This is a genomic window from Streptomyces incarnatus, from assembly GCF_001027185.1.
Lineage (GTDB): Bacteria > Actinomycetota > Actinomycetes > Streptomycetales > Streptomycetaceae > Streptomyces > Streptomyces puniciscabiei.
Genome location: NZ_CP011497.1, coordinates 5410861 through 5429537, shown reverse-complemented (window position 1 = coordinate 5429537; position 18677 = coordinate 5410861). Strand labels below are relative to the sequence as shown.

Sequence of the window (18677 nt, the reverse complement as noted above, 5' to 3'; positions counted from 1 at the left end):
GGTTAGTAAAACGAGTAATTGCCGAAACTTATTCCCGGCGGCTATGAATATCCCCGCCGCAGCGCACCGCTAAACGAACGTGGTGCAGTTTGCCGAGGGGGACCGGCAACTGCGGGTGATCCAATTCTCGGAAAAGGACCGCTCCATGCCCCGTCATGCCCGCAAGCGCTCTCCCCGGACGCGCCGGTTCCTCACCGGCGGCGCCATCAGCGTCGGCACCCTCGTCATGGCCTGCACGGCCGCGACGGGCAGCGCCCAGGCCGCCACCGCCGCCGCGCCCAGCTACACCGTCAAGGCCGGCGACCACCTGGCCTCGATCGCCCGCGCCCTCAAGGTGCCGGGCGGCTGGCCGGCCATCGCGTCGGCCAACCACCTCAGCAGCCCCTACTCGATCCTGCCGGGCCAGGTCCTCGCCCTGCCCGCCGGCTCGGCGGCCCCGGCCAAGGCGGCCACGACCAAGGCGGCCACGACCAAGGCCGCACCGGCGAGCACCTCGTCCGCCACCGGCAAGACCTACGCCAACAACCTGGACGGCTGGATCAAGCAGGCGCTGGCGGTCATGGCGCAGAACCACATCCCGGGCACCTACAACGGCATCTACCGCAACATCATGCGGGAGTCCTCCGGCAACCCGAACGCCATCAACAACTGGGACTCCAACGCCGCGAAGGGCACCCCGTCCAAGGGTCTGCTGCAGGTGATCCAGCCGACGTTCGACGCCTACCACGTGCCGGGCACCTCGACGAACATCTACGACCCGGTCGCCAACATCACCGCCGCGTGCAACTACGCGTACCACCGCTACGGTTCGATCGACAACGTGTTCAGCGCGTACTGACGGCCGATTCCCGCACGGCCGGATCCGTAATTCAAGAGGGCGGGTACATGCCTCTGAATTGCACCGGCAAGGCATGTCGGGCTGTTGTCCCGGCTGTTCGCCCAGCACGCCCGGGCCGCTCCACACAGCGGCCCGGGCGCGTGCGTTCACCGGTGCGTCAGCGGTGCGTCCACCGGGGCGCTCGCCGGCTGCGTTCGCCGCTCAGTCCGCCGGCCAGGGGACCTGCGGCGAGCGGTAGTAGCCGATGCCCAGGGCGTCCCAGCGGGGCGCCTGGGCGGCCAGGCGGAGCCTGTAGGTGTTCCAGTCGTGCGTGGCCGCAGGGGACCAGCCCAGTTCGGCCGCGCCCGGGAGGCGGGGGAACGCCATGTAGTCGAGGTCGGCGTCCGTCTTCAGGGTCTCCGTCCACAGGGGGGCCTCCACGCCCCGGACGGCCGAGTCCGGGACGCCGGGGAGGTAGCCGCCGGGGTTCCAGTCGTACGACCGCTGCACCTCGACGTATCCGGCCCACTTGGTGCCCAGCACGGTGCCGCTGGTGTACTTCATGTCGAGGTACACCCGGTCCGCCGGGGACAGGATCAGCCCGGTGCCGTTCCGGGCGGCCTGGGCGACCTGTTCCTTCTCGGCCGCGCTGGTGCTGTCCAGGCCCCAGTACTGGGCGAGGGCGCCCTGGGCGGGGTGCGCGCCGGTGAGCTGGTGCCAGCCGATGACCGTCTTGCCGTACCTGGCGACGATCGGCTGCACGCGGTCCATGAACGTCACGTAGTCGGGGTGACTGGTGGAGTGGGCCTCGTCGCCGCCGATGTGGAGGTAGCGGCCGGGGGTGAGCGCGGCCAGCTCCCTGATCACGTCGTCCGCGAAGGTGTACGTGACCTCCTTCGGCACGCACAGCGAGCTGAAGCCGACCTGGGTGCCGGTGTACAGCGGGGGTGCCACGCCGTTGCAGTTGAGGTCGGCGTAGGAGGCGAGGGCCGCGTTGGTGTGGCCGGGCATGTCGATCTCGGGGACGACCTCCAGATAGCGGGAGGCGGCGTAGGAGACGATGTCCCGGTACTGGTCCTTGGTGTAGTAGCCGCCCGCGCCGCCGCCGACCTCGGTGGAGCCGCCATATGTGGCGAGGCGCGGCCAGGAGTCGACGGCGATGCGCCAGCCCTGGTCGTCGCTGAGGTGCAGGTGCAGCTCGTTGATCTTGTAGAGGGCGAGCTGGTCGATGTAGCGCTTGACCTGGGCGACGGTGAAGAAGTGCCGGGAGACGTCCAGCATGGCGCCCCGGTAGGAGTAGCGGGGGCGGTCCTCCACGGTGCCGCCGGCGATCTGCCAGGGGCCCTTCTGCACGGTCTTCTTCTCGACGGCGGCCGGGAGCAGCTGACGCAGCGTCTGGACGCCGTGGAAGAGGCCGGCGGGCGCGCTCGCGGTGATGGTGACGCCGGCCGGGCCGCTGTGCAGCCGGTAGCCCTCGGCTCCGAAGTCGCCCTGGGCCAGGTGCAGCCGGATGCCACCGGTGCCGTGGTCGGTGAGGGGCAGCCGGTAGCCGGTGGAGGGCCGCAGGATGCCGGTGAGGTACGCGCCGATCCGGCGGACCTCGGCGGAGTCGTCGACGCGGACGCGGGTCGCCCAGGTGATGCGGTACGGGGCACCGCCGGGCTCGACCGAGGCGGGCGCGGGGACCACCCGGTCCAGGGGTGTGGGGGCGGCCGCCTGTGCCGCGGGCGCCGCGCCGAGGGAGAAGCCCCCGGCCGCCGCCAGAAGCAGCAGTGATCCGAGGATGCGGGTCGTTCGGGGAGTCGTGCTGTGGTTCCGTCTCACATGCGCTCCCTTCAGATGTGGTCGAGACCACTCTCCCGCAGATCCGGTGAAACAATCCCTCCATGGCGGAAATCATCCAGAAGGACGGCACCTGGGCCTTCGACGGCGATGCCCTGCGGCTCACCCCGGGACGGGACAAGAACGTGAGCCTGCTCCGCCGGGAGCTGGGCGAACTCGTCGTACCGCTGGGGGCGTTGGCCGGTGTCTCCTTCGAGCAGGGGCGGAAGTCGGGACGGCTCAGGCTGCGGCTGCGCGACGGCGCCGATCCGCTGACGCAGGCCACCGGCGGCCGGCTCGCCGAGCCGAACGACCCGTACCAGCTGACGGTGGAGTCCGACCGGTACGGCGTCGCCGAGTACTTCGCGGACGAGGTGCGCAACGCGCTCCTGCTGGACGGGGTTTCACCGGACCCGGTCGCCGAGTACCTGCTGCCGGGACCCCCGCTGCCGGTGTCCGCCTCGGCCGGGGACGGCACGGCGGGCTTCGACGGGGAGCGGGTGCGGCTGGAGTGGAACTGGAAGACCGAGAACGCCAAGGCGAACGCCGGCACCCGGACCATACCGCTCGCGGACGTCCTCGGCGTGGAGTGGCAGCCCGCGGCCGGACTGGAGAACGGGTATCTGCGCTTCCTGGTGCGCGGTGCCCCGGCGACGGCGACGCCCAAGTACGACCCGAACGCGGTCGAGCTGTGGGGCTTCAAGAAGGACCCGCTGATGGCCCTGGTGGCCGCCGCCGTACAGGCGCGGCTGCCGCACCCGGCGGCGGAGGCGGGCGTACGGAAGGAGCCCCCGCGGCTCACCGGGGAGCCGGAGCCCGCCGAGAGCGAGCACGACGCCCTGCTGCGGCGCCTGCGCGAGCTGGGCGAGCTGCACCGCGACGGGGTGCTGACGGACGAGGAGTTCACCCTGGCCAAGCAGGCGGTCCTCAAGCGCATGTGAAAAGCGCGTGTGAGGACCGCCCGCCGCCCGGCTCAGGGTGTCACTTGGCCGTGCGGGACACCGTGAAGTGGTCGATGCGGTCGCCGCTCTCGGCGATGCCCGACACCTTCAGCGTGGTCTGGCGGCCCTTCGGCGCGGGGCACACGTCCACGCGCAGGAAGGAGTAGTTCAGGTAGCGGACCCGGGACCAGGTGACGGTCTCGTTGACCTTGCCGTCCTTGGTGTTGACGAAGGACGCGACCGAGTCGACCTCGTGCTCGTGGCCCTCGTAGGAGTCGGGGGCGGAGAAGGCGTACAGGCTGCGGCCCGCCGCACCCGCCGTGACGTACACCACTCCCTCGGTCTCGGGGTAGGCGGTGCCGCCGATCGGGAGCTTCTTGGTGACCTTGTCGCCCTTGATCACGTCGGTGCGCTCGTACTGGTGGTTGTGGCCGTTGATGACCAGGTCCACCTGGTACTTCTCGAACAGCGGCACCCACTCCTGGCGCACGCCCCCCTCCGAGGCGTGCGCCGTGGACGTGCAGTACGCGCAGTGGTGGAAGAACACGATGACGAAGTCGATGTCGTCACGGGCCCGGAAACCCTTCAGCTGGGCCTCGAACCACTTGGTCTGCGTTCCTCCGGATATGCCCAGGTTGGCCGGGATCTCGAAGGAGACGTCGTTGGGGTCCAGCGAGATCACCGCGGTGTTGCCGTACACGAAGGAGTACACGCCCGGCAGGTTCTTCGCGTCCGGGCCGCTGTCCGGGAGGGTCCAGCGGGCCTCCTCGCCGCCGTAGCCGTTGGGCGAGTACCAGGCCTCCATGTCGTGGTTGCCGTAACTGACCATCCACGGGACCTGCTTGGCGACCGACTCGGTCTGGTACAGGAACTGGTCCCAGGTGCGCGAGTCGAAGCCCGTGTCGGTGGCCTTGCCCTGGCCGGCCGGGTCGCCGTACGCGATGTCGCCGGCGTGCAGGTGGAAGGCCGGGTTCTGGCCGAGGATCAGGGCGTTGTTGGCCAGGCCGTGGTAGCCCACACCCTCGTCGCCGAAGGCGGTGAAGGTGAACGGTGCCTTGTGGGCGGGGGCGGTGGTGAAGGTGCCCAGGGTGCCCAGCAGGTGCCGCTCGGCCGGGTCGAAGCCCTCGTGGCCGACGCCGTAGTAGTAGGTCCGGCCGGGGCGCAGGTGGGTGAGCTTCGCGTGCAGGTAGTACTGCGTGTGGTCGCCGCTCGCGCCGACACCGGCCGGGGTGTACAAGCTGCGGACCTCGGCCTCGATCCGGCGGGAGAGGTCCCAGGGGTGGGCGCCGATGCGGATGAACGGCTTCTTCACGGCGACCGGGACCTGCCAGGAGACGGTCATCTCCGTGCGCGGGTCGCTGCCGTAGGCGAGGTGGCGGCCGAAGGGGGCGACGAGGGCGCCGTCGACCGTCTCGGTGGCGGGGGCGGTGGCCTGGGTCGGCACGGCCGCCTGGGCGGTGGCGCCCGGCACGAACGCGCCACCCGCGACGGCGCCGAGCGTGACGGCGCCGCCTCTGATCATGGTGCGCCGGGAGAATCTGGCGCGCAGGTACTCGTGCTGCTCGGCCATGCTCATGCGCGCGGCCAGCTTCTCCGGTACTCCCATACGAGGAATGTCCATGGCGTCCGAAACTCGTGGGTCCGGGCAACGAGACGCAGGACGCAGCATGGACGCCGTACGAACAGAGATCCAACAGCCCTGCTCCGGGCCTCTGCCCGAAATCGGGCACGATTCTTGCGAAACCGGCTGTCGTACTCCAGGATCTACCGGGTGCACGACGAACTCGTTGATCATCTGACGCGGTCCTCGCCCCTGAGCAGGGGCGAGGCGCTGCGGGTGATCCAGGACGTGCTCGCCTTCTTCGACGAGTCGACGGAGGAATACGTCCGGCGCCGCCACCGCGAGCTCCAGGCCCAGGGCCTGGTGAACGCGGAGATCTTCGAACAGATCGCGGCGGACCTCAGGTACCGAGCGGTGGCACCGCCCGAGCTGACGCTCAGGCAGCTGCGCCGCATCGTCTACGGCTAGGAATACCTATATATGTGCGGAATTGTCGGATACATCGGGAAGCGTGACGTCGCCCCCCTCCTCCTGGAGGGCCTGCAGCGGCTGGAGTACCGCGGCTACGACTCCGCGGGCATCGTCGTCACCTCCCCGAAGACGCCCAGCCTGAAGATGGTCAAGGCCAAGGGCCGGGTGCGCGACCTGGAGGCCAAGGTCCCGGCGCGCTTCAAGGGCACGACCGGCATCGCCCACACGCGCTGGGCCACCCACGGCGCCCCCTCCGACGTCAACGCCCACCCGCACATGTCGGGCGACAACAAGGTCGCCGTCGTGCACAACGGCATCATCGACAACGCCGCCGACCTGCGCCGCAAGCTGGAGGCGGACGGCGTCGAGTTCCTCTCCGAGACCGACACCGAGGTCCTCACCCACCTGATCGCCCGCTCCCCCGCCGAGAAGCTGGAGGACAAGGTCCGCCAGGCGGTCCGCGTGATCGAGGGCACCTACGGCATCGCCGTGCTGCACGCCGACTTCCCCGACCGGATCGTGGTGGCCCGCAACGGCTCCCCGGTCGTCCTCGGCATCGGCGACAAGGAGATGTTCGTCGCCTCCGACATCGCCGCCCTGGTCGCCCACACCCGCCAGATAGTGACCCTCGACGACGGCGAGATGGCCACCCTCAAGGCCGACGACTTCCGCACCTACACCACCGAGGGCACGCGCACCACCGCCGAGCCCACCACGGTGGAGTGGGAGGCCGAGTCGTACGACATGGGCGGCCACGACACCTACATGCACAAGGAGATCTTCGAGCAGGCCGACGCCGTGGACCGCGTGCTGCGCGGCCGCATCGACGACCGCTTCTCCACCGTGCACCTCGGCGGCCTCAACCTGGACGCCCGCGAGGCCCGGCAGATCCGCCGCGTGAAGATCCTCGGCTGCGGCACCTCGTACCACGCGGGCATGATCGGCGCCCAGATGATCGAGGAGCTGGCCCGCATCCCGGCGGACGCCGAGCCGGCCTCCGAGTTCCGCTACCGCAACGCGGTCGTCGACCCGGACACCCTGTACGTCGCCGTCTCCCAGTCCGGTGAGACGTACGACGTACTCGCCGCCGTCCAGGAGCTCAAGCGCAAGGGCGCGAGGGTCTTCGGCGTCGTCAACGTCGTGGGCTCGGCGATCGCCCGCGAGGCGGACGCCGGCATCTACGTCCACGCGGGCCCGGAGGTCTGCGTGGTCTCCACGAAGTGCTTCACGAACACGACCGTGGCCTTCGCGCTGCTGGCCCTCCACCTCGGCCGCACCCGCGACCTCTCGGTCCGCGACGGCAAGCGGATCATCGAGGGCCTGCGCAAGCTGCCCGAGCAGATCACCGAGATCCTCAAGCAGGAGGAGCAGATCAAGGAGCTGGCGGAGCTGTACGCCGACGCCCGCTCGATGCTCTTCATCGGCCGCGTGCGGGGCTACCCGGTGGCCCGCGAGGCCTCCCTGAAGCTCAAGGAGGTCTCCTACATCCACGCCGAGGCCTACCCCGCCTCCGAGCTGAAGCACGGCCCGCTGGCCCTGATCGAGCCGGCCCTGCCCACGGTCGCGATCGTCCCCGACGACGACCTGCTGGAGAAGAACCGCGCGGCCCTGGAGGAGATCAAGGCCCGCAGCGGCAAGATCGTCGCGGTGGCCCACCAGCACCAGGAGAAGGCCGACCAGACGATCGTCGTCCCGAAGAACGAGGACGAACTGGACCCGATCCTGATGGGCATCCCGCTGCAGCTCCTCGCCTACCACACGGCGAAGGCCCTGGGCCGGGACATCGACAAGCCCCGCAACCTCGCGAAGTCGGTGACGGTCGAGTAGACCGAGTCGGAAACAGAACGGACCCCCACGTAGCCACCTTTACGTGGGGGTCCCTTCAGTGCTGCCCGGATCAGCCGGCGGCCGTCACCCCCCGGCCCGCAGCACGACCAGGAAGCGCCGTCGGCCAGTGCGCCAGCGCGGCCGTGGCGGCGTACCAGGCCACCGCACCCGAGACGGCTGCCACCCAGCCCCCGGCCTTGGCCAGGGAAGAGCTGTCGGCGAAGGCCGCGACGGCCAGCACCAGCATCGCCAGGAACAGCAGCCCGTGCATGACCTGACCGAGGCTGTCCCCGCCGGCGACGGTCAGGGTGAGCGCCACCAGGGCGAACAGGAGCAGGAAGAGCCCGGCCGCGTTGGCGGAGGAATGGCCGCCCACCGCCCAGGTGAACCACAGCGCGCCGAGGGCCGCGAAGCCCGTGCCGGAAACGCCGTCGCCGCCGCGGAAGGCCAGCAGGCCGACCAGGAACAGAGCAACTCCGCCCACGTAGTGGGCCACTGACACGGCATCGGACGCGGCCACACCGTGGATCACGCCTGTCGTACCGAGGCCGAACGCCAACAGGGTGATTCCCAGGGCGAGTCGGCCGACCACCGTAGTACTTCCGTTGTCCACGGCGGGCTCCCTTCATACTGTGCTGTTGCGCGGGTGACCGATATATGCCCTTCACAAGGGCACAAACCACCTCTACGCGCGAGTAGTTTCGCGCTGCACAAAGGGAGTTGGGATACGCGGAGCCGACGGTCAGGGAATGACGATCACGGGCCGCTGCGCCCGCTTGGCGAGCCGTCCCGCGACGGAGCCGAAGATGCGGCCGACGATGCCGTGCGTGGAGCCGACGACGATCGCGTCCGCCTCGTACTCCCGCCCCACCTCTTCGAGTTCGTGGCAGATGTCACCGCCACGCTCGACCAGGATCCACGGCACCTCGGCCAGATAGTCCGCGCACGCCAGCTCCAGGCCGAGGACCTCGGTGCGGTGGTCCGGCACGTCCACGAAGACGGGCGGCTCGCAGCCGGCCCACACGGTGGTGGGCAGCCGGTTGGCGACATGGACGATGATCAGGCCGGAGTGCGAGCCGTGGGCCATGCCGATGGCGTAGGCGAGGGCGCGCTCACTGGAGGTGGAGCCGTCGAAGCCGACGACGACTCCGTGCCGGAAGGCTGGGTCGCAGACGGGGCGTGGCTCTTCCGCCGCCAGGGGATCGGCCGCCGTGGGGTCGGCGACCGGCCGCTTGCGGTCCGCGGGTTCGAAGAATTCGTGACCGGCCATGGCTGTCTCGGCGTTGTGATCCTTTACGGGTGGGACGACAGTGTGCGCGGAACGGTGTCACGGAGCTGTGTCCGGGAAACATCTTCCCAACCCCATACCCCCAAGGGTACGGCGGCACGCCTTCCGAGCCCAGATCCCGCGCACGCTCCGTAAGCGGTCCCCCGACGTCCGTAGGGGTTCACCGGAGCATGCACGAGCGGCGCCCGTAACGCAATGGTTGCTGCCACGTACAGGCTGTTTGCACAGGATGAACAGTTGTGACGGCCGGTGACCGACCGGTCGAACACGCGTTGATCCCCGTGAGCCACCGCCACAGGGAGTACGAGTGATGTCCGGACGCCGATCCGCCCCCGAGCCGCACCGCGCGCCGGACACCGTGAGCGATCTGATCCGCTGGGCCGCCTTCAGCTGCGTACTCGTCCCCCTGGTCCTGGTCTGGTACGGCACCTCGCTGGCCGGCGCGGCGGGCGCGGCGCTGAGCCTGGCCGCCGTCACGGCCGTGTGCCAGTTCCTGCTGCGCCGGTCGGAGTGGTGCGCCCAGCGGTACGGGTGGGACGGCGAGCGTTGCCCGAAGCAAAGAGGTGGGCGTCACACCCGTCGGCGGACACCGGTCGACTGACCTGTTTTCGCACCCCCGAACGCTTCTTTTCAGCCAACTTCTGAATATCACCGAAGAGGGGCCCCAACCACCCTCCAACCCCCGTTCGACCTGCACGGAAAGGGTCCACGAGCGGATGCGCACCCTACGCGGTTTGGCCACTGCGACAAGGCGCACTTCCCTGCACGCTCCCCGAGTGCAACGCTTCGTGATCGAATGCTTCACGCCAAGTTGTCATGTCGACAATCTCGGGCGTGTGGAACTGGTCACCGTCAGACCGCGGGAACCAGTAGATTCGATCTTGACTGTCTTTACGGCGGGGGACTCGTGCAGGACCGAGGGGAAACGTGCAGGAGCGACACAACCGAGGAGCCGCGACCACCGAGGGGGGCTTAGCAGGATGAGCCACGACTCCACTGCCGCGCCGGAAGCCGCGGCCCGGAAACTCTCCGGGCGACGCCGCAAGGAGATCGTCGCGGTGCTGCTGTTCAGCGGCGGCCCCATCTTCGAGAGTTCCATACCGCTGTCGGTGTTCGGGATAGACCGCCAGGACGCCGGCGTGCCGCGCTACCGACTGCTGGTCTGCGCCGGCGAAGAGGGCCCGCTGCGGACCACGGGGGGCCTGGAACTCACCGCGCCACATGGACTGGAGGCGATCTCCCGCGCCGGGACGGTCGTCGTACCGGCCTGGCGCTCGATCACCGCGCCACCACCGGAGGAGGCGCTCGACGCACTGCGCCGGGCGCACGAGGAGGGTGCCCGCATCGTCGGCCTGTGCACCGGCGCCTTCGTCCTCGCGGCGGCGGGCCTGCTGGACGGCCGCCCGGCGACGACCCACTGGATGTACGCGCCGACGCTGGCCAAGCGCTATCCGTCGGTCCACGTCGATCCACGCGAACTCTTCGTGGACGACGGCGACGTCCTGACGTCGGCCGGTACGGCGGCCGGAATCGATCTCTGTCTCCACATCGTGCGGACGGACCACGGCAACGAGGCGGCCGGCGCGCTGGCCCGCCGCCTGGTGGTCCCCCCGCGCCGGTCGGGCGGCCAGGAGCGCTACCTCGACCGGTCTTTACCGGAGGAGATCGGCGCCGACCCGCTCGCCGAGGTCGTCGCCTGGGCGCTGGAACACCTCCACGAGCAGTTCGACGTGGAGACCCTGGCGGCACGCGCCTACATGAGCCGCCGTACGTTCGACCGCCGGTTCCGCTCGCTGACCGGCAGCGCGCCCCTGCAGTGGCTGATCACCCAGCGGGTGCTGCAGGCACAGCGCCTGCTGGAGACGTCGGACTACTCGGTGGACGAGGTGGCGGGCCGCTGCGGCTTCCGCTCCCCGGTGGCCCTCCGCGGCCACTTCCGCCGCCAGCTCGGCTCGTCCCCCGCCGCCTACCGGGCCGCCTACCGCGCCCGCAGGCCGCAGGGCGACAGGCCGGCCGACGCGGAGCCGCCACTGCTGCCCTCCGGCCAGCCGGTCACGGGCCTGGCGGGCGCGGGCCCGGTGGGGCACGCCCCGGTACTGCACCCGGACCGCGACAGCGGGGTACCGATGCAGAGCCGCCGCACGGCGGCGGGCGCGGTGGGGCTGCTGCCGGGGCCGAGGAGCGGTAGCTGAGCGAGCAGAGGGGGCGAGCACACGCTCGCCCCCTTTCCTTCGCCGGGGCACCCCCGGTGGCCGGCGCCGGCACAGGGGACCACAAAAGCTCAGGGCCGCCTTAGGGTGGTCGCATGAACGATCGCATGGTGTGGATCGACTGCGAGATGACCGGCCTCTCGCTGTCCGACGACGCTCTCATCGAGGTGGCCGCCCTCGTCACCGACTCCGAGCTGAACGTACTCGGCGAGGGGGTGGACATCGTCATCCGGCCGCCGGACCAGGCGCTGGAGACGATGCCGGAGGTGGTGCGTCAGATGCACACCGCGTCCGGTCTGCTCGCCGAGCTCCCGAACGGCACGACCCTCCAGGACGCCGAGGAGCAGGTCCTCGCGTATGTGCGGGAGTACGTGAAGGAGCCCGGGAAGGCCCCGCTGTGCGGCAACTCCGTCGGCACCGACCGCGGCTTCCTGCTGCGGGACATGCCGACCCTGGAGGACTACCTCCACTACCGGATCGTCGACGTGTCCTCCATCAAGGAGCTGGCCCGCCGCTGGTACCCGAGGGCCTACTTCAACAGCCCGGAGAAGAACGGCAACCACCGGGCCCTGGCCGACATCCGCGAGTCGATCGCCGAGCTGCGCTACTACCGCGAGGCCATCTTCGTCCCGCAGCCCGGCCCGGACTCCGACACGGCGAAGGCGATCGCCGCCAAGCACGTCCTGCCCGCGCGGTAACGACACATCCGCCCCCTTTCGGGGTCCGCTCGGGGACCTGCGCGAAAACCTGTGCGCGAGCACCCCTTCGGACCCTGTAGACTTCTTCTCGGCCGGTCGGGGAAACGACGAGTTCAACCGCCGGTCGTGGTGGGTGTAGCTCAGCTGGTAGAGCACCTGGTTGTGGTCCAGGATGTCGCGGGTTCGAGTCCCGTCACTCACCCTCACCTAAAAGGGCCCTCTGACCTGCGGAAACGTACGTCAGGGGGCCCTTTGGTCACCCGGCTTGGCCAAACGTAGCCGGATTTTCGATCTGCTGTCCGGCCCGATCCCATGGCGAACGGCGGACGAGGTGCAGGACTGGATCCGCCGCCGGGAGGCCGGCCAGCAGGATCCGGAGCCCGGGCGGTGGATACGCCGGCCTGCCGCTCCCAAGTCCACAGCCAACCGGCACGGTCTCCTGTGGTGCGTCATCCAGGCCGCGATCGAGGCCGCCGCCCGCTGAGGACCAGGAACTGCTGCGCCGGCACCCGGCTGCCTCGAGCCGACGACGAGATCGTCGAGGAAATGGTCTTCCCGGAACGGGCGAGGCCTGGAGGCACACCAACTTCTGAACGGCACGTGAGAGACCGCAATTGCCGCTGCGGTCATCCGCACCGCTTCCCGGCGTCGCCGTGCTGCAGGCGTCAGCTCGCCCCCATCCCCATATCCCACGCGCCAGGGCGACAACACGACACCCGCATCAGAACGTTCAACAAAGATCGCCCTAACGAGCCCAGATCAGCAAGCAGTTCAGTACGTGATGTATTCAATGCAAGGTGTCTTCAATACACTGTGTATCGTGGGCTCGTGAGTACATCAGACGCCGTGCCCGGACGAGAGACACGCCCACCCCGCCGCCGGATGCACACTCGTGCGCGACTGCTCGAGTCGGCTGAGCGCGTCATCGTGGAGCGCGGCTACGCCCAGACGACGATCGAGGACCTCTGTGCCGCCGCGGGGTACACACGGGGCGCGTTCTACTCCAACTTCCGCAGCAAGGACGACCTGGTCCTCGCGCTCTTCGATCGCCACTCGGCGGACCGTCTCGGCCAGCTGGAGCGGCTGCTCGACGGGCCCGGGGCCGCCTCGGCCGAAGGGGTGGCCCGGGCGTTGCTGGAGGTCAACCCGCTGGAGCGGAACTGGATCCTGCTCTTCCTGGAGTTCCGCATCCACGCCGCCCGGGATCCGCGGCTCGCCGCCGAGCTGGATGAACACGACCGAGCCGTCCGGGACGCCCTGGCGGAGCTGCTCCAGCGGTGCTGTCCCGCGGTGGCCCGGGGGGTCGCGCCCGTCGGCGGTGTCGCGGCCACCCTGCTGGCCGTCCGTGAGGGCATCCTCGCGCGGACGGCGGGTGAGGGACCGGGGGTGCCGGAAGCGCTGGACGCCGCTGTCGCGACACTCTCGGCGATCCTGCCCGCACTCGGCATCGTGCCGACGCCCGCGGCCCCGGAGCCGGAGTCATAGCTCCACGCGGGCATCGCCCTGCACACGGATTTGCGTCAGGGGCACCGGTCACGGGCCGGCGCCCGGTTCCCCCAACTTCCGCGAGGGTTCACATCATGCAAGGCACGCCTCCCCATCCGGGCGCCCGGCGGGCAGACTCCCGGCGCTGGAAAGCGCTGATAGTCATCGCACTGGCTCAGCTGATGGTCGTTCTCGACACCACGGTCGTCAACATCTCCCTGCCGTCGGCACAGCACGACCTTGGCATCTCCGACGGCAATCGCCAGTGGGTCATCACCGCCTACTCGCTGGCCTTCGGCGGGCTGCTGCTCCTCGGCGGCCGCATCGCCGACCTGGCCGGGCGGCGCCGTATGTTCATCATCGGCCTCGTCGGCTTCGCGGGAGCCTCCGCGCTGGGCGGTGCGGCGGTCGGTACGGCGACCCTGCTGGCGGCCCGCGCGCTGCAGGGGGTGTTCGGGGCTCTGCTGGCGCCGGCCGCCCTGTCCCTGCTCGCCGTGACGTTCAGCGAACCGAAAGAGCGTGCCAAGGCGTTCGGCATCTACGGCGCCGTCTCCGGTGGCGGCGGCGCACTCGGACTGATCCTCGGCGGAGTGCTCACCCAGTATCTGAGCTGGCGCTGGGCGCTGTACGTCAACATCCCCTTCGCGGTCGCCGGGATCGTCGGCGCCGTGACGGTGGTCCGCGAACCCGATGAACGGCCCCAGCGGTCCCGGCTGGACATCCCCGGAGTCCTGCTGGCGACCAGTGGCCTGGTCCTGCTCGTCCTCGGCTTCTCACATGCCGAGACACATGGATGGCATGCACGCATCACTGTGCTGCTGCTGGTCGGCGCGGTGCTCCTGCTCGCCGTGTTCGTCCTGGTCGAGAGCAGAGTCGCGACGCCGCTGCTCCCGCTGCGGGTCGTCACCGACCGCAACCGCGGCGGGGTCTACCTCTCGCTCGGCCTGTCGGTCATCGGGATGTTCGGCCTCTTCCTCTTCCTGACCTACTACCTGCAGGTCGTGAAGGGGTACACACCGGTCGTCACCGGGCTCGCCTTCCTCCCGATGATCCTGGGCATGGTCACCGGGTCCACCCAGATCGGCTCCCGGCTGATGAACGTGCTGCCGCCCCGGGTGCTGATGGGCACCGGCTTCCTGGTCTCCGCCCTCGGCATCCTGCTGCTGACTCAGCTCAAGGTCGAAAGTTCCTACGCCGCCGTGGTGTTGCCCGCACAGGTCCTGCTCGGGCTCGGGATGGGCACGGCCTTCATGCCCGCGACGAGTCTGGCCACGCACCGCGTGCAACCGCGGGACGCCGGCGTGGCCTCCGCCATGGTCTCCACCTCGCAGCAGGTCGGTGGATCGATCGGGACCGCGCTGCTGAACACCGTCGCGAGCAGTTCGGGCCACCGCTGGGCCGCCCGGCACCTTCAGCAGGCCGGGTCACTTGGCAAGGTCGGCTACGCCAATCATGCCGCCGTCCACGGGTACACAGTCGCGAGCTGGTGCGCGGTGTCGATCCTCGGCATCGCCGCACTGGCCGCCTTCACCCTCATCCAAGCTCCCCGCCAGGACACCGGCCCATCCGCCGCGACCGACACGGAGAAGACGACAGCGCCTGCCCTGCACGGCTGAGACAGGACGAAGGGGTTCCTCCCGGTGGCCCGGGAGGAACCCCTTCAGCGTGACACTCCACCCGTCAGCCGGTGAAGACCGCCTTCATCACTGATCCGTCGGACACCCGGGCCAGCGCCTCGGCATGGTCACTCAGCGGAAACACCGTCACCAGCCGGGCGAGTTCGAACCGCGCCGTCAGCGCCGGGAGAAGCCTCACGTACTCGACCAGGTGCGCTCCGGAGAACGCCCAGGAACCGATCACGTCCAGCTGCCGGAAGACGATCTGGTGCGGGTTGAGCACCGTGTCACCGGCGTCCGTGTACTGGCCGATCACCAGGTAGGAGCCCCCGCGCCGGGCCAGGTACAGACCCTGGGCCACCGCTGCGGGCACTCCCGCACATTCGATCACCAGATCCGCACCGTGCCCACCGGTCGCCTCCAGCACCTCGGCCAGCACCTCCTGGGGCGCTGCCGCGCCGGCGATGTCGATGTGCACGTCGCCGATGCCGGCCTCGGCCGCCAGCCGCAGCCGCTCGGCGGGGCCGCCCACGATGATCACCTTGCCCGCGCCGGAGAGCTGGGCCAGTGCCGCGGCGGCGAGGCCCACCGGCCCGCTGCCCTGGACCACGACCGTCTCGCCCAGCCGGACCGGCCGGCGCTCGTGGAGCGCGTGCACCACCGTTGGACCGGCACACGCCAGAGCCATCGCGGCCACCCGATCGACCCTCGGGTCGAGTCTGACGACCGTGGTCCCCGGGCGCAGCACGATGTGCTCGGCCCAGGCTCCGGAAAGGGCCGGCTCCTCCGTCGTGGAGCGGTTCACGCCGTAGGTGCGGCGCTGCTCGCACAACGTCGGCTCCCGGTACTGCCGGCAGGGCACGCAGACGCCACAGGCGATGGAGGACGCCCACATCACCGCATCACCCACCCGCAGCGGCAGACCCGCTGCGTCCACGCTGGTGCCAGGGCCCAGCTCGTACACCAGGCCGAGACCTTCGTGGCCGAGCACCAGCGGAGTGGGCACCGCCAAGTGGCCCTTCTGAAGGTGCAGGTCGGTTCCGCACACCCCGCCGTAACCGCAAGCCACCACCAGCCCGCCCGCAGGGGCCGACGGGATGTCGAACTCCCGCAGCTTCAGGGGTTGGTCGAACTCCTCCAGGACCAGGGCGCGGGACCCCCGTACGGGTCGCGCGGTCATCGTGCGGCTCCTTCGAGGGATGCGAGGAAGGGTTCCTCGAGGGGCACCAGCGGCCGGGTTTCGCGCAGGACCACGTGCTCCGGGCGTGGTTCACCGGTCCAGCTCGGCAGGTTCGTGATGTCGTTGTAGGTCGCGATGAGCAGCCGGCGCGGAAACGGGGACATGTTCGGAGCCGAACCGTGCACGATCTCCGGGGAGAAGAAGACCAGCGATCCGGCCGGGCCCTTGGGGCTGGTCATGCCGTGCGCGGCCACCAGGTCGGCGAGCTGCTCGGCGGTGAGCGCGATGTCGTCCGGGTCGAGGTGCAGCTCGGACTTGGCGCCCTCGCGGCGGTCGTCGCGCACCAGGCCGGCGCGGTGGGAGCCGGGGACGAAGATGACCGGGCCGTTGAACTCGTCCACGTCATCGAGGAAGACGCCGACGTTGATCTGGCGCGGGGCGGGCAGGTTGTCGGCGATCCGCCAGGCGATGTAGTCCTGGTGCCACGACCAGCGTTCGCCGCCGAAGGCCGGCTTGGCGTTGATCTTGAACTGGTACGGGTAGACGTCCTCGGTCAGCAGCCGCCTGACCGGTCCCAGGACCCGGGGGTCGCGGAGCAGCGCGGCGTACTCCGGCTGACGCTGATGGGAGGCGTAGACGGCCCGCACCGCGACACCGTCGTCCTCGGTGATCCGCTGGGGCCCGGGGACCTCGCAGTCACGCTCGAACGCCGCTCGCAGGGCCGCCACTTCGGTAGTGTTCAGTGCGGACTCCACCAGGAGGAAACCCTCCTCGTGGTAGCGGTTGATCTGATCCTCGCTCAACATTCTTCGCTTCTCTCGCTGTGTTACGGATGGCCCGGCGCGGTGGCGCTCAGCCCATGAAGTTGCCGCCGTCGACGATCAGTTGTTGACCGGTGAGATAGCGGCTGTGGTCGGTCACCAGGAATTCGAGGGCGTCGGCGACGTCCGTCACCGTGCCGATCCGTCCGAGCGGGATCTGGCCCAGGACACGCCGGCGTGGCTCCGGCTCGTCCAGCCGGTACCGCTCGACGACCTCGGGTGTGTCGGTGAAGCCGGGGATCAGCGCGTTGACCCGGACCGCCGGCGCGAGTTCCAGCGCCAGACAGCGGGTGAGCTGAAGCAGCCCGGCCTTGCTGGCGCAGTAGTTGGCCCCGTTCGGCCGCGGCCGGATGGCGGTGGTCGCCCCGATGTTCACGATCGATCCGCGGCCTGCCGCCACCATCGCCGGGGCCAGTGCCCTGGCGAGGTGGAACGGCCCGGACAGGTTGGTGGCGATCACCTGGTCCCAGTCCTCGTCGGTCAGCTCCAGGAAGGGCCGGTCGCGGTTGACACCGGCGTTGTTCACCAGGACGTGTGGTGCGCCGTGGGCGGCGAGGATGCGTTCGCAGCCTGCTCGGACCTCAGCCGGACGGGTCAGGTCGATCCGTACGGCCTCGATGCCGCCCCCGCCCTGCCCGGCGGCAGCACGGGCCGCCCGCTCATCGCCCCGGTAGAGGGCGAGTACGTGGTAACCGAGGGCGCTGAGCCTCCTGGACAGCTCCAGTCCGATGCCGCGGGTGCCGCCGCTCACCACGGCTGTGCGGGCGGCCATCTCAGAACGGCCGGTCACCGGCGATGGCCGCACGGTCCACGACACGGCGGTGGGGGTAGTAGTCGGACGTGGCGTAGTGCTGCACTGCGCGGTTGTCCCAGAACACCACGTCTCCCGGCTGCCAGCGGAAACGCACCTGGTACTCGGGGTACTGGACCTGCCGGAACAGGTAACGCAGCAGTTCCTCACTCTCCGCGGGCTCCAGCCCCTCGATGTGGGTGGTGAAGATGGAAGTGACGAAAAGGCTCTTGCGTCCCGTCCGAGGGTGGGTCCGTACCACCGGATGGGCGACCGGTGGGAACAACTCCTGGAAGTGCCTGCGCTGTTCGTCCGTCAACAGGTCGCGGTAGTTCGCCGACGGTGTGAAGTCGTGCACCGCCCGCAGGCCCTCCAGGCGGCTCTTCACCTCGACGGGCAGGTTGTCGTAGGCGGCGCCGGTGTCGGCGAAGAGCGTGTCGCCCCCGGCCTCGGGCATCTCCACCATCCGCAGGACCGCACCGAGCGGCGGGTGGGGGATCCAGGGGAAGTCGTGGTGCCAGACGTTCTCGAAGCCGGGGTTGTCGGCCCCCTTCTCCAGACGGACGACGTCCTGGGAGGCACCCTTGGGCAGGAACGGATGCTGGTCGATCTCGCCCCAGTTGGCGGCGAAGGCCCGCTGCTGCTCGTGGGTGAGTTCCTGCCCTCGGAAGAACAGGACCTTCCACTCCAGCAGGGCGCGGTCCAGTTCCTCGAAGAGTTCGGGGGTCAGCGGTTCGGACAGGTCCAGCCCCTCGATCTCCGCACCCAGCAGTGGGCCGTAGGGGCGCACCGAGAAGAGCCGGTACGGTCCGCTCTGCCGGCCCTCGGCGAGCCGCCGGAGCAACCTCGGGCCGTGGTAGTCCTCGCGGCCGTCGATTCCGTGCCGCACCAGCGCGCGGACGCGTGCCAGTTCTTCCTGGACATCCTTCGCTGCTTCATCGCTCAGCTTCGTGTTCATGCGGTTTCGTGCTCCGGTCTGTCGGTCGGGTCGTGGTCGATGTGGTCCAGGCACTCCTGGCGGGTGCCGGCGTGACGGACGACGGCCCAGCCGGCGGGGACGTCGGCGAAGGCCGGCCACAGCGAGTGGTGTCCTTTCCCGTCGGCCAGGACCAGGTAGGTCCCGTTCGGGTCGTCGAAGGGGTTCGGCACGG

Annotated in this window: 19 protein-coding genes and 1 tRNA gene; 11 read left to right on the top strand and 9 right to left on the bottom strand. The window is 69.8% G+C overall.

The genetic code is table 11. The features are described from left to right. Positions 1-145: 145 nt before the first annotated feature. Positions 146-838 (top strand): LysM peptidoglycan-binding domain-containing protein, encoded by a 693-nt coding sequence (locus ABB07_RS24480; RefSeq protein WP_208900720.1) that lies wholly within the window; start codon positions 146-148, stop codon positions 836-838. A 201-nt stretch (positions 839-1039) separates the two neighbouring features. Here ABB07_RS24480 and ABB07_RS24475 read toward each other — a convergent pair whose 3' ends face one another. Continuing rightward, the gene (locus tag ABB07_RS24475) at positions 1040-2641 is read right to left on the bottom strand and encodes a beta-N-acetylhexosaminidase (protein ID WP_208900719.1); all 1602 of its coding nucleotides are present in this window, start codon (positions 2639-2641) and stop codon (positions 1040-1042) included. Between the two features lie 62 nt (positions 2642-2703). Between ABB07_RS24475 and ABB07_RS24470 the strand changes: the two genes are divergently transcribed. Continuing rightward, positions 2704-3579, top strand: a complete 876-nt coding sequence (locus tag ABB07_RS24470) for a DUF4429 domain-containing protein (RefSeq protein ID WP_208900718.1) — start codon at positions 2704-2706, stop codon at positions 3577-3579. 40 nt (positions 3580-3619) lie between these two features. Here ABB07_RS24470 and ABB07_RS24465 read toward each other — a convergent pair whose 3' ends face one another. Continuing rightward, a complete protein-coding gene (locus ABB07_RS24465; protein ID WP_208900717.1) occupies positions 3620-5185 on the bottom strand; it encodes a purple acid phosphatase family protein in 1566 nt (521 codons plus the stop codon). A 165-nt stretch (positions 5186-5350) separates the two neighbouring features. Here ABB07_RS24465 and ABB07_RS24460 point away from each other — a divergent pair, with 165 nt between their 5' ends. Both ABB07_RS24460 and glmS read left to right on the top strand, forming a co-directional pair. After that, complete coding sequence (locus ABB07_RS24460; protein ID WP_208900716.1) at positions 5351-5608, top strand: hypothetical protein; 258 nt, start codon at positions 5351-5353, stop codon at positions 5606-5608. Positions 5609-5620: 12 nt separating this feature from the next. After that, the gene (gene glmS, locus ABB07_RS24455; RefSeq protein WP_208900715.1) at positions 5621-7438 is read left to right on the top strand and encodes a glutamine--fructose-6-phosphate transaminase (isomerizing); all 1818 of its coding nucleotides are present in this window, start codon (positions 5621-5623) and stop codon (positions 7436-7438) included. Between the two features lie 70 nt (positions 7439-7508). Here glmS and ABB07_RS24450 read toward each other — a convergent pair whose 3' ends face one another. Together ABB07_RS24450 and ABB07_RS24445 are read right to left on the bottom strand one after the other, a co-directional pair. After that, positions 7509-8051 carry a GPR1/FUN34/YaaH family transporter gene (locus tag ABB07_RS24450; protein WP_208900714.1) on the bottom strand — a complete coding sequence of 181 codons (543 nt, stop codon included), beginning with the start codon at positions 8049-8051 and terminating at the stop codon, positions 7509-7511. A 129-nt stretch (positions 8052-8180) separates the two neighbouring features. Then, entirely contained in the window at positions 8181-8708 is a 528-nt protein-coding gene (locus tag ABB07_RS24445; protein WP_208900713.1) for a universal stress protein, read from the bottom strand. Between the two features lie 328 nt (positions 8709-9036). Here ABB07_RS24445 and ABB07_RS24440 point away from each other — a divergent pair, with 328 nt between their 5' ends. The 7 genes from ABB07_RS24440 (at position 9037) to ABB07_RS24410 (ending at position 14735) form a co-directional block, all read left to right on the top strand. Further along, positions 9037-9327 (top strand): hypothetical protein, encoded by a 291-nt coding sequence (locus tag ABB07_RS24440; RefSeq protein WP_208900712.1) that lies wholly within the window; start codon positions 9037-9039, stop codon positions 9325-9327. 379 nt (positions 9328-9706) lie between these two features. After that, on the top strand, positions 9707-10918 hold the full coding sequence (locus tag ABB07_RS24435) for a helix-turn-helix domain-containing protein (RefSeq protein ID WP_208900711.1): 1212 nt from the start codon (positions 9707-9709) through the stop codon (positions 10916-10918). A gap of 113 nt (positions 10919-11031) precedes the next feature. Beyond that, complete coding sequence (gene orn, locus ABB07_RS24430; protein ID WP_208900710.1) at positions 11032-11634, top strand: oligoribonuclease; 603 nt, start codon at positions 11032-11034, stop codon at positions 11632-11634. Positions 11635-11763: 129 nt separating this feature from the next. Beyond that, positions 11764-11836, top strand: a tRNA-His gene (locus ABB07_RS24425). Between the two features lie 63 nt (positions 11837-11899). Next, the gene (locus tag ABB07_RS24420; RefSeq protein ID WP_208900709.1) at positions 11900-12118 is read left to right on the top strand and encodes a hypothetical protein; all 219 of its coding nucleotides are present in this window, start codon (positions 11900-11902) and stop codon (positions 12116-12118) included. Between the two features lie 398 nt (positions 12119-12516). Continuing rightward, positions 12517-13119, top strand: a complete 603-nt coding sequence (locus tag ABB07_RS24415; RefSeq protein ID WP_208900708.1) for a TetR/AcrR family transcriptional regulator — start codon at positions 12517-12519, stop codon at positions 13117-13119. A gap of 95 nt (positions 13120-13214) precedes the next feature. Further along, positions 13215-14735: an MFS transporter gene (locus ABB07_RS24410; protein WP_208900707.1), complete on the top strand. Its 1521-nt coding sequence runs from the start codon at positions 13215-13217 to the stop codon at positions 14733-14735. 64 nt (positions 14736-14799) lie between these two features. Here the strand turns inward: ABB07_RS24410 and ABB07_RS24405 are convergent, their stop codons facing one another. The 5 genes from ABB07_RS24405 to ABB07_RS24385 are packed head-to-tail and all read right to left on the bottom strand — an operon-like array spanning position 14800 to position 18675. Continuing rightward, entirely contained in the window at positions 14800-15915 is a 1116-nt protein-coding gene (locus ABB07_RS24405) for a zinc-binding dehydrogenase (RefSeq protein ID WP_208900706.1), read from the bottom strand. Further along, entirely contained in the window at positions 15912-16721 is an 810-nt protein-coding gene (locus ABB07_RS24400; protein WP_208900705.1) for a phytanoyl-CoA dioxygenase family protein, read from the bottom strand. Before ABB07_RS24400 ends, ABB07_RS24405 begins: the two co-directional genes overlap by 4 nt. A gap of 46 nt (positions 16722-16767) precedes the next feature. After that, positions 16768-17508: an SDR family NAD(P)-dependent oxidoreductase gene (locus ABB07_RS24395; RefSeq protein ID WP_208900704.1), complete on the bottom strand. Its 741-nt coding sequence runs from the start codon at positions 17506-17508 to the stop codon at positions 16768-16770. Between the two features lies 1 nt (position 17509). After that, positions 17510-18484, bottom strand: coding sequence for a TauD/TfdA dioxygenase family protein (locus ABB07_RS24390; protein ID WP_208900703.1), 975 nt, complete (start codon positions 18482-18484; stop codon positions 17510-17512). After that, positions 18481-18675 (bottom strand): MbtH family protein, encoded by a 195-nt coding sequence (locus ABB07_RS24385; RefSeq protein ID WP_208900702.1) that lies wholly within the window; start codon positions 18673-18675, stop codon positions 18481-18483. Before ABB07_RS24385 ends, ABB07_RS24390 begins: the two co-directional genes overlap by 4 nt. Between the last annotated feature and the right edge of the window lie 2 nt (positions 18676-18677).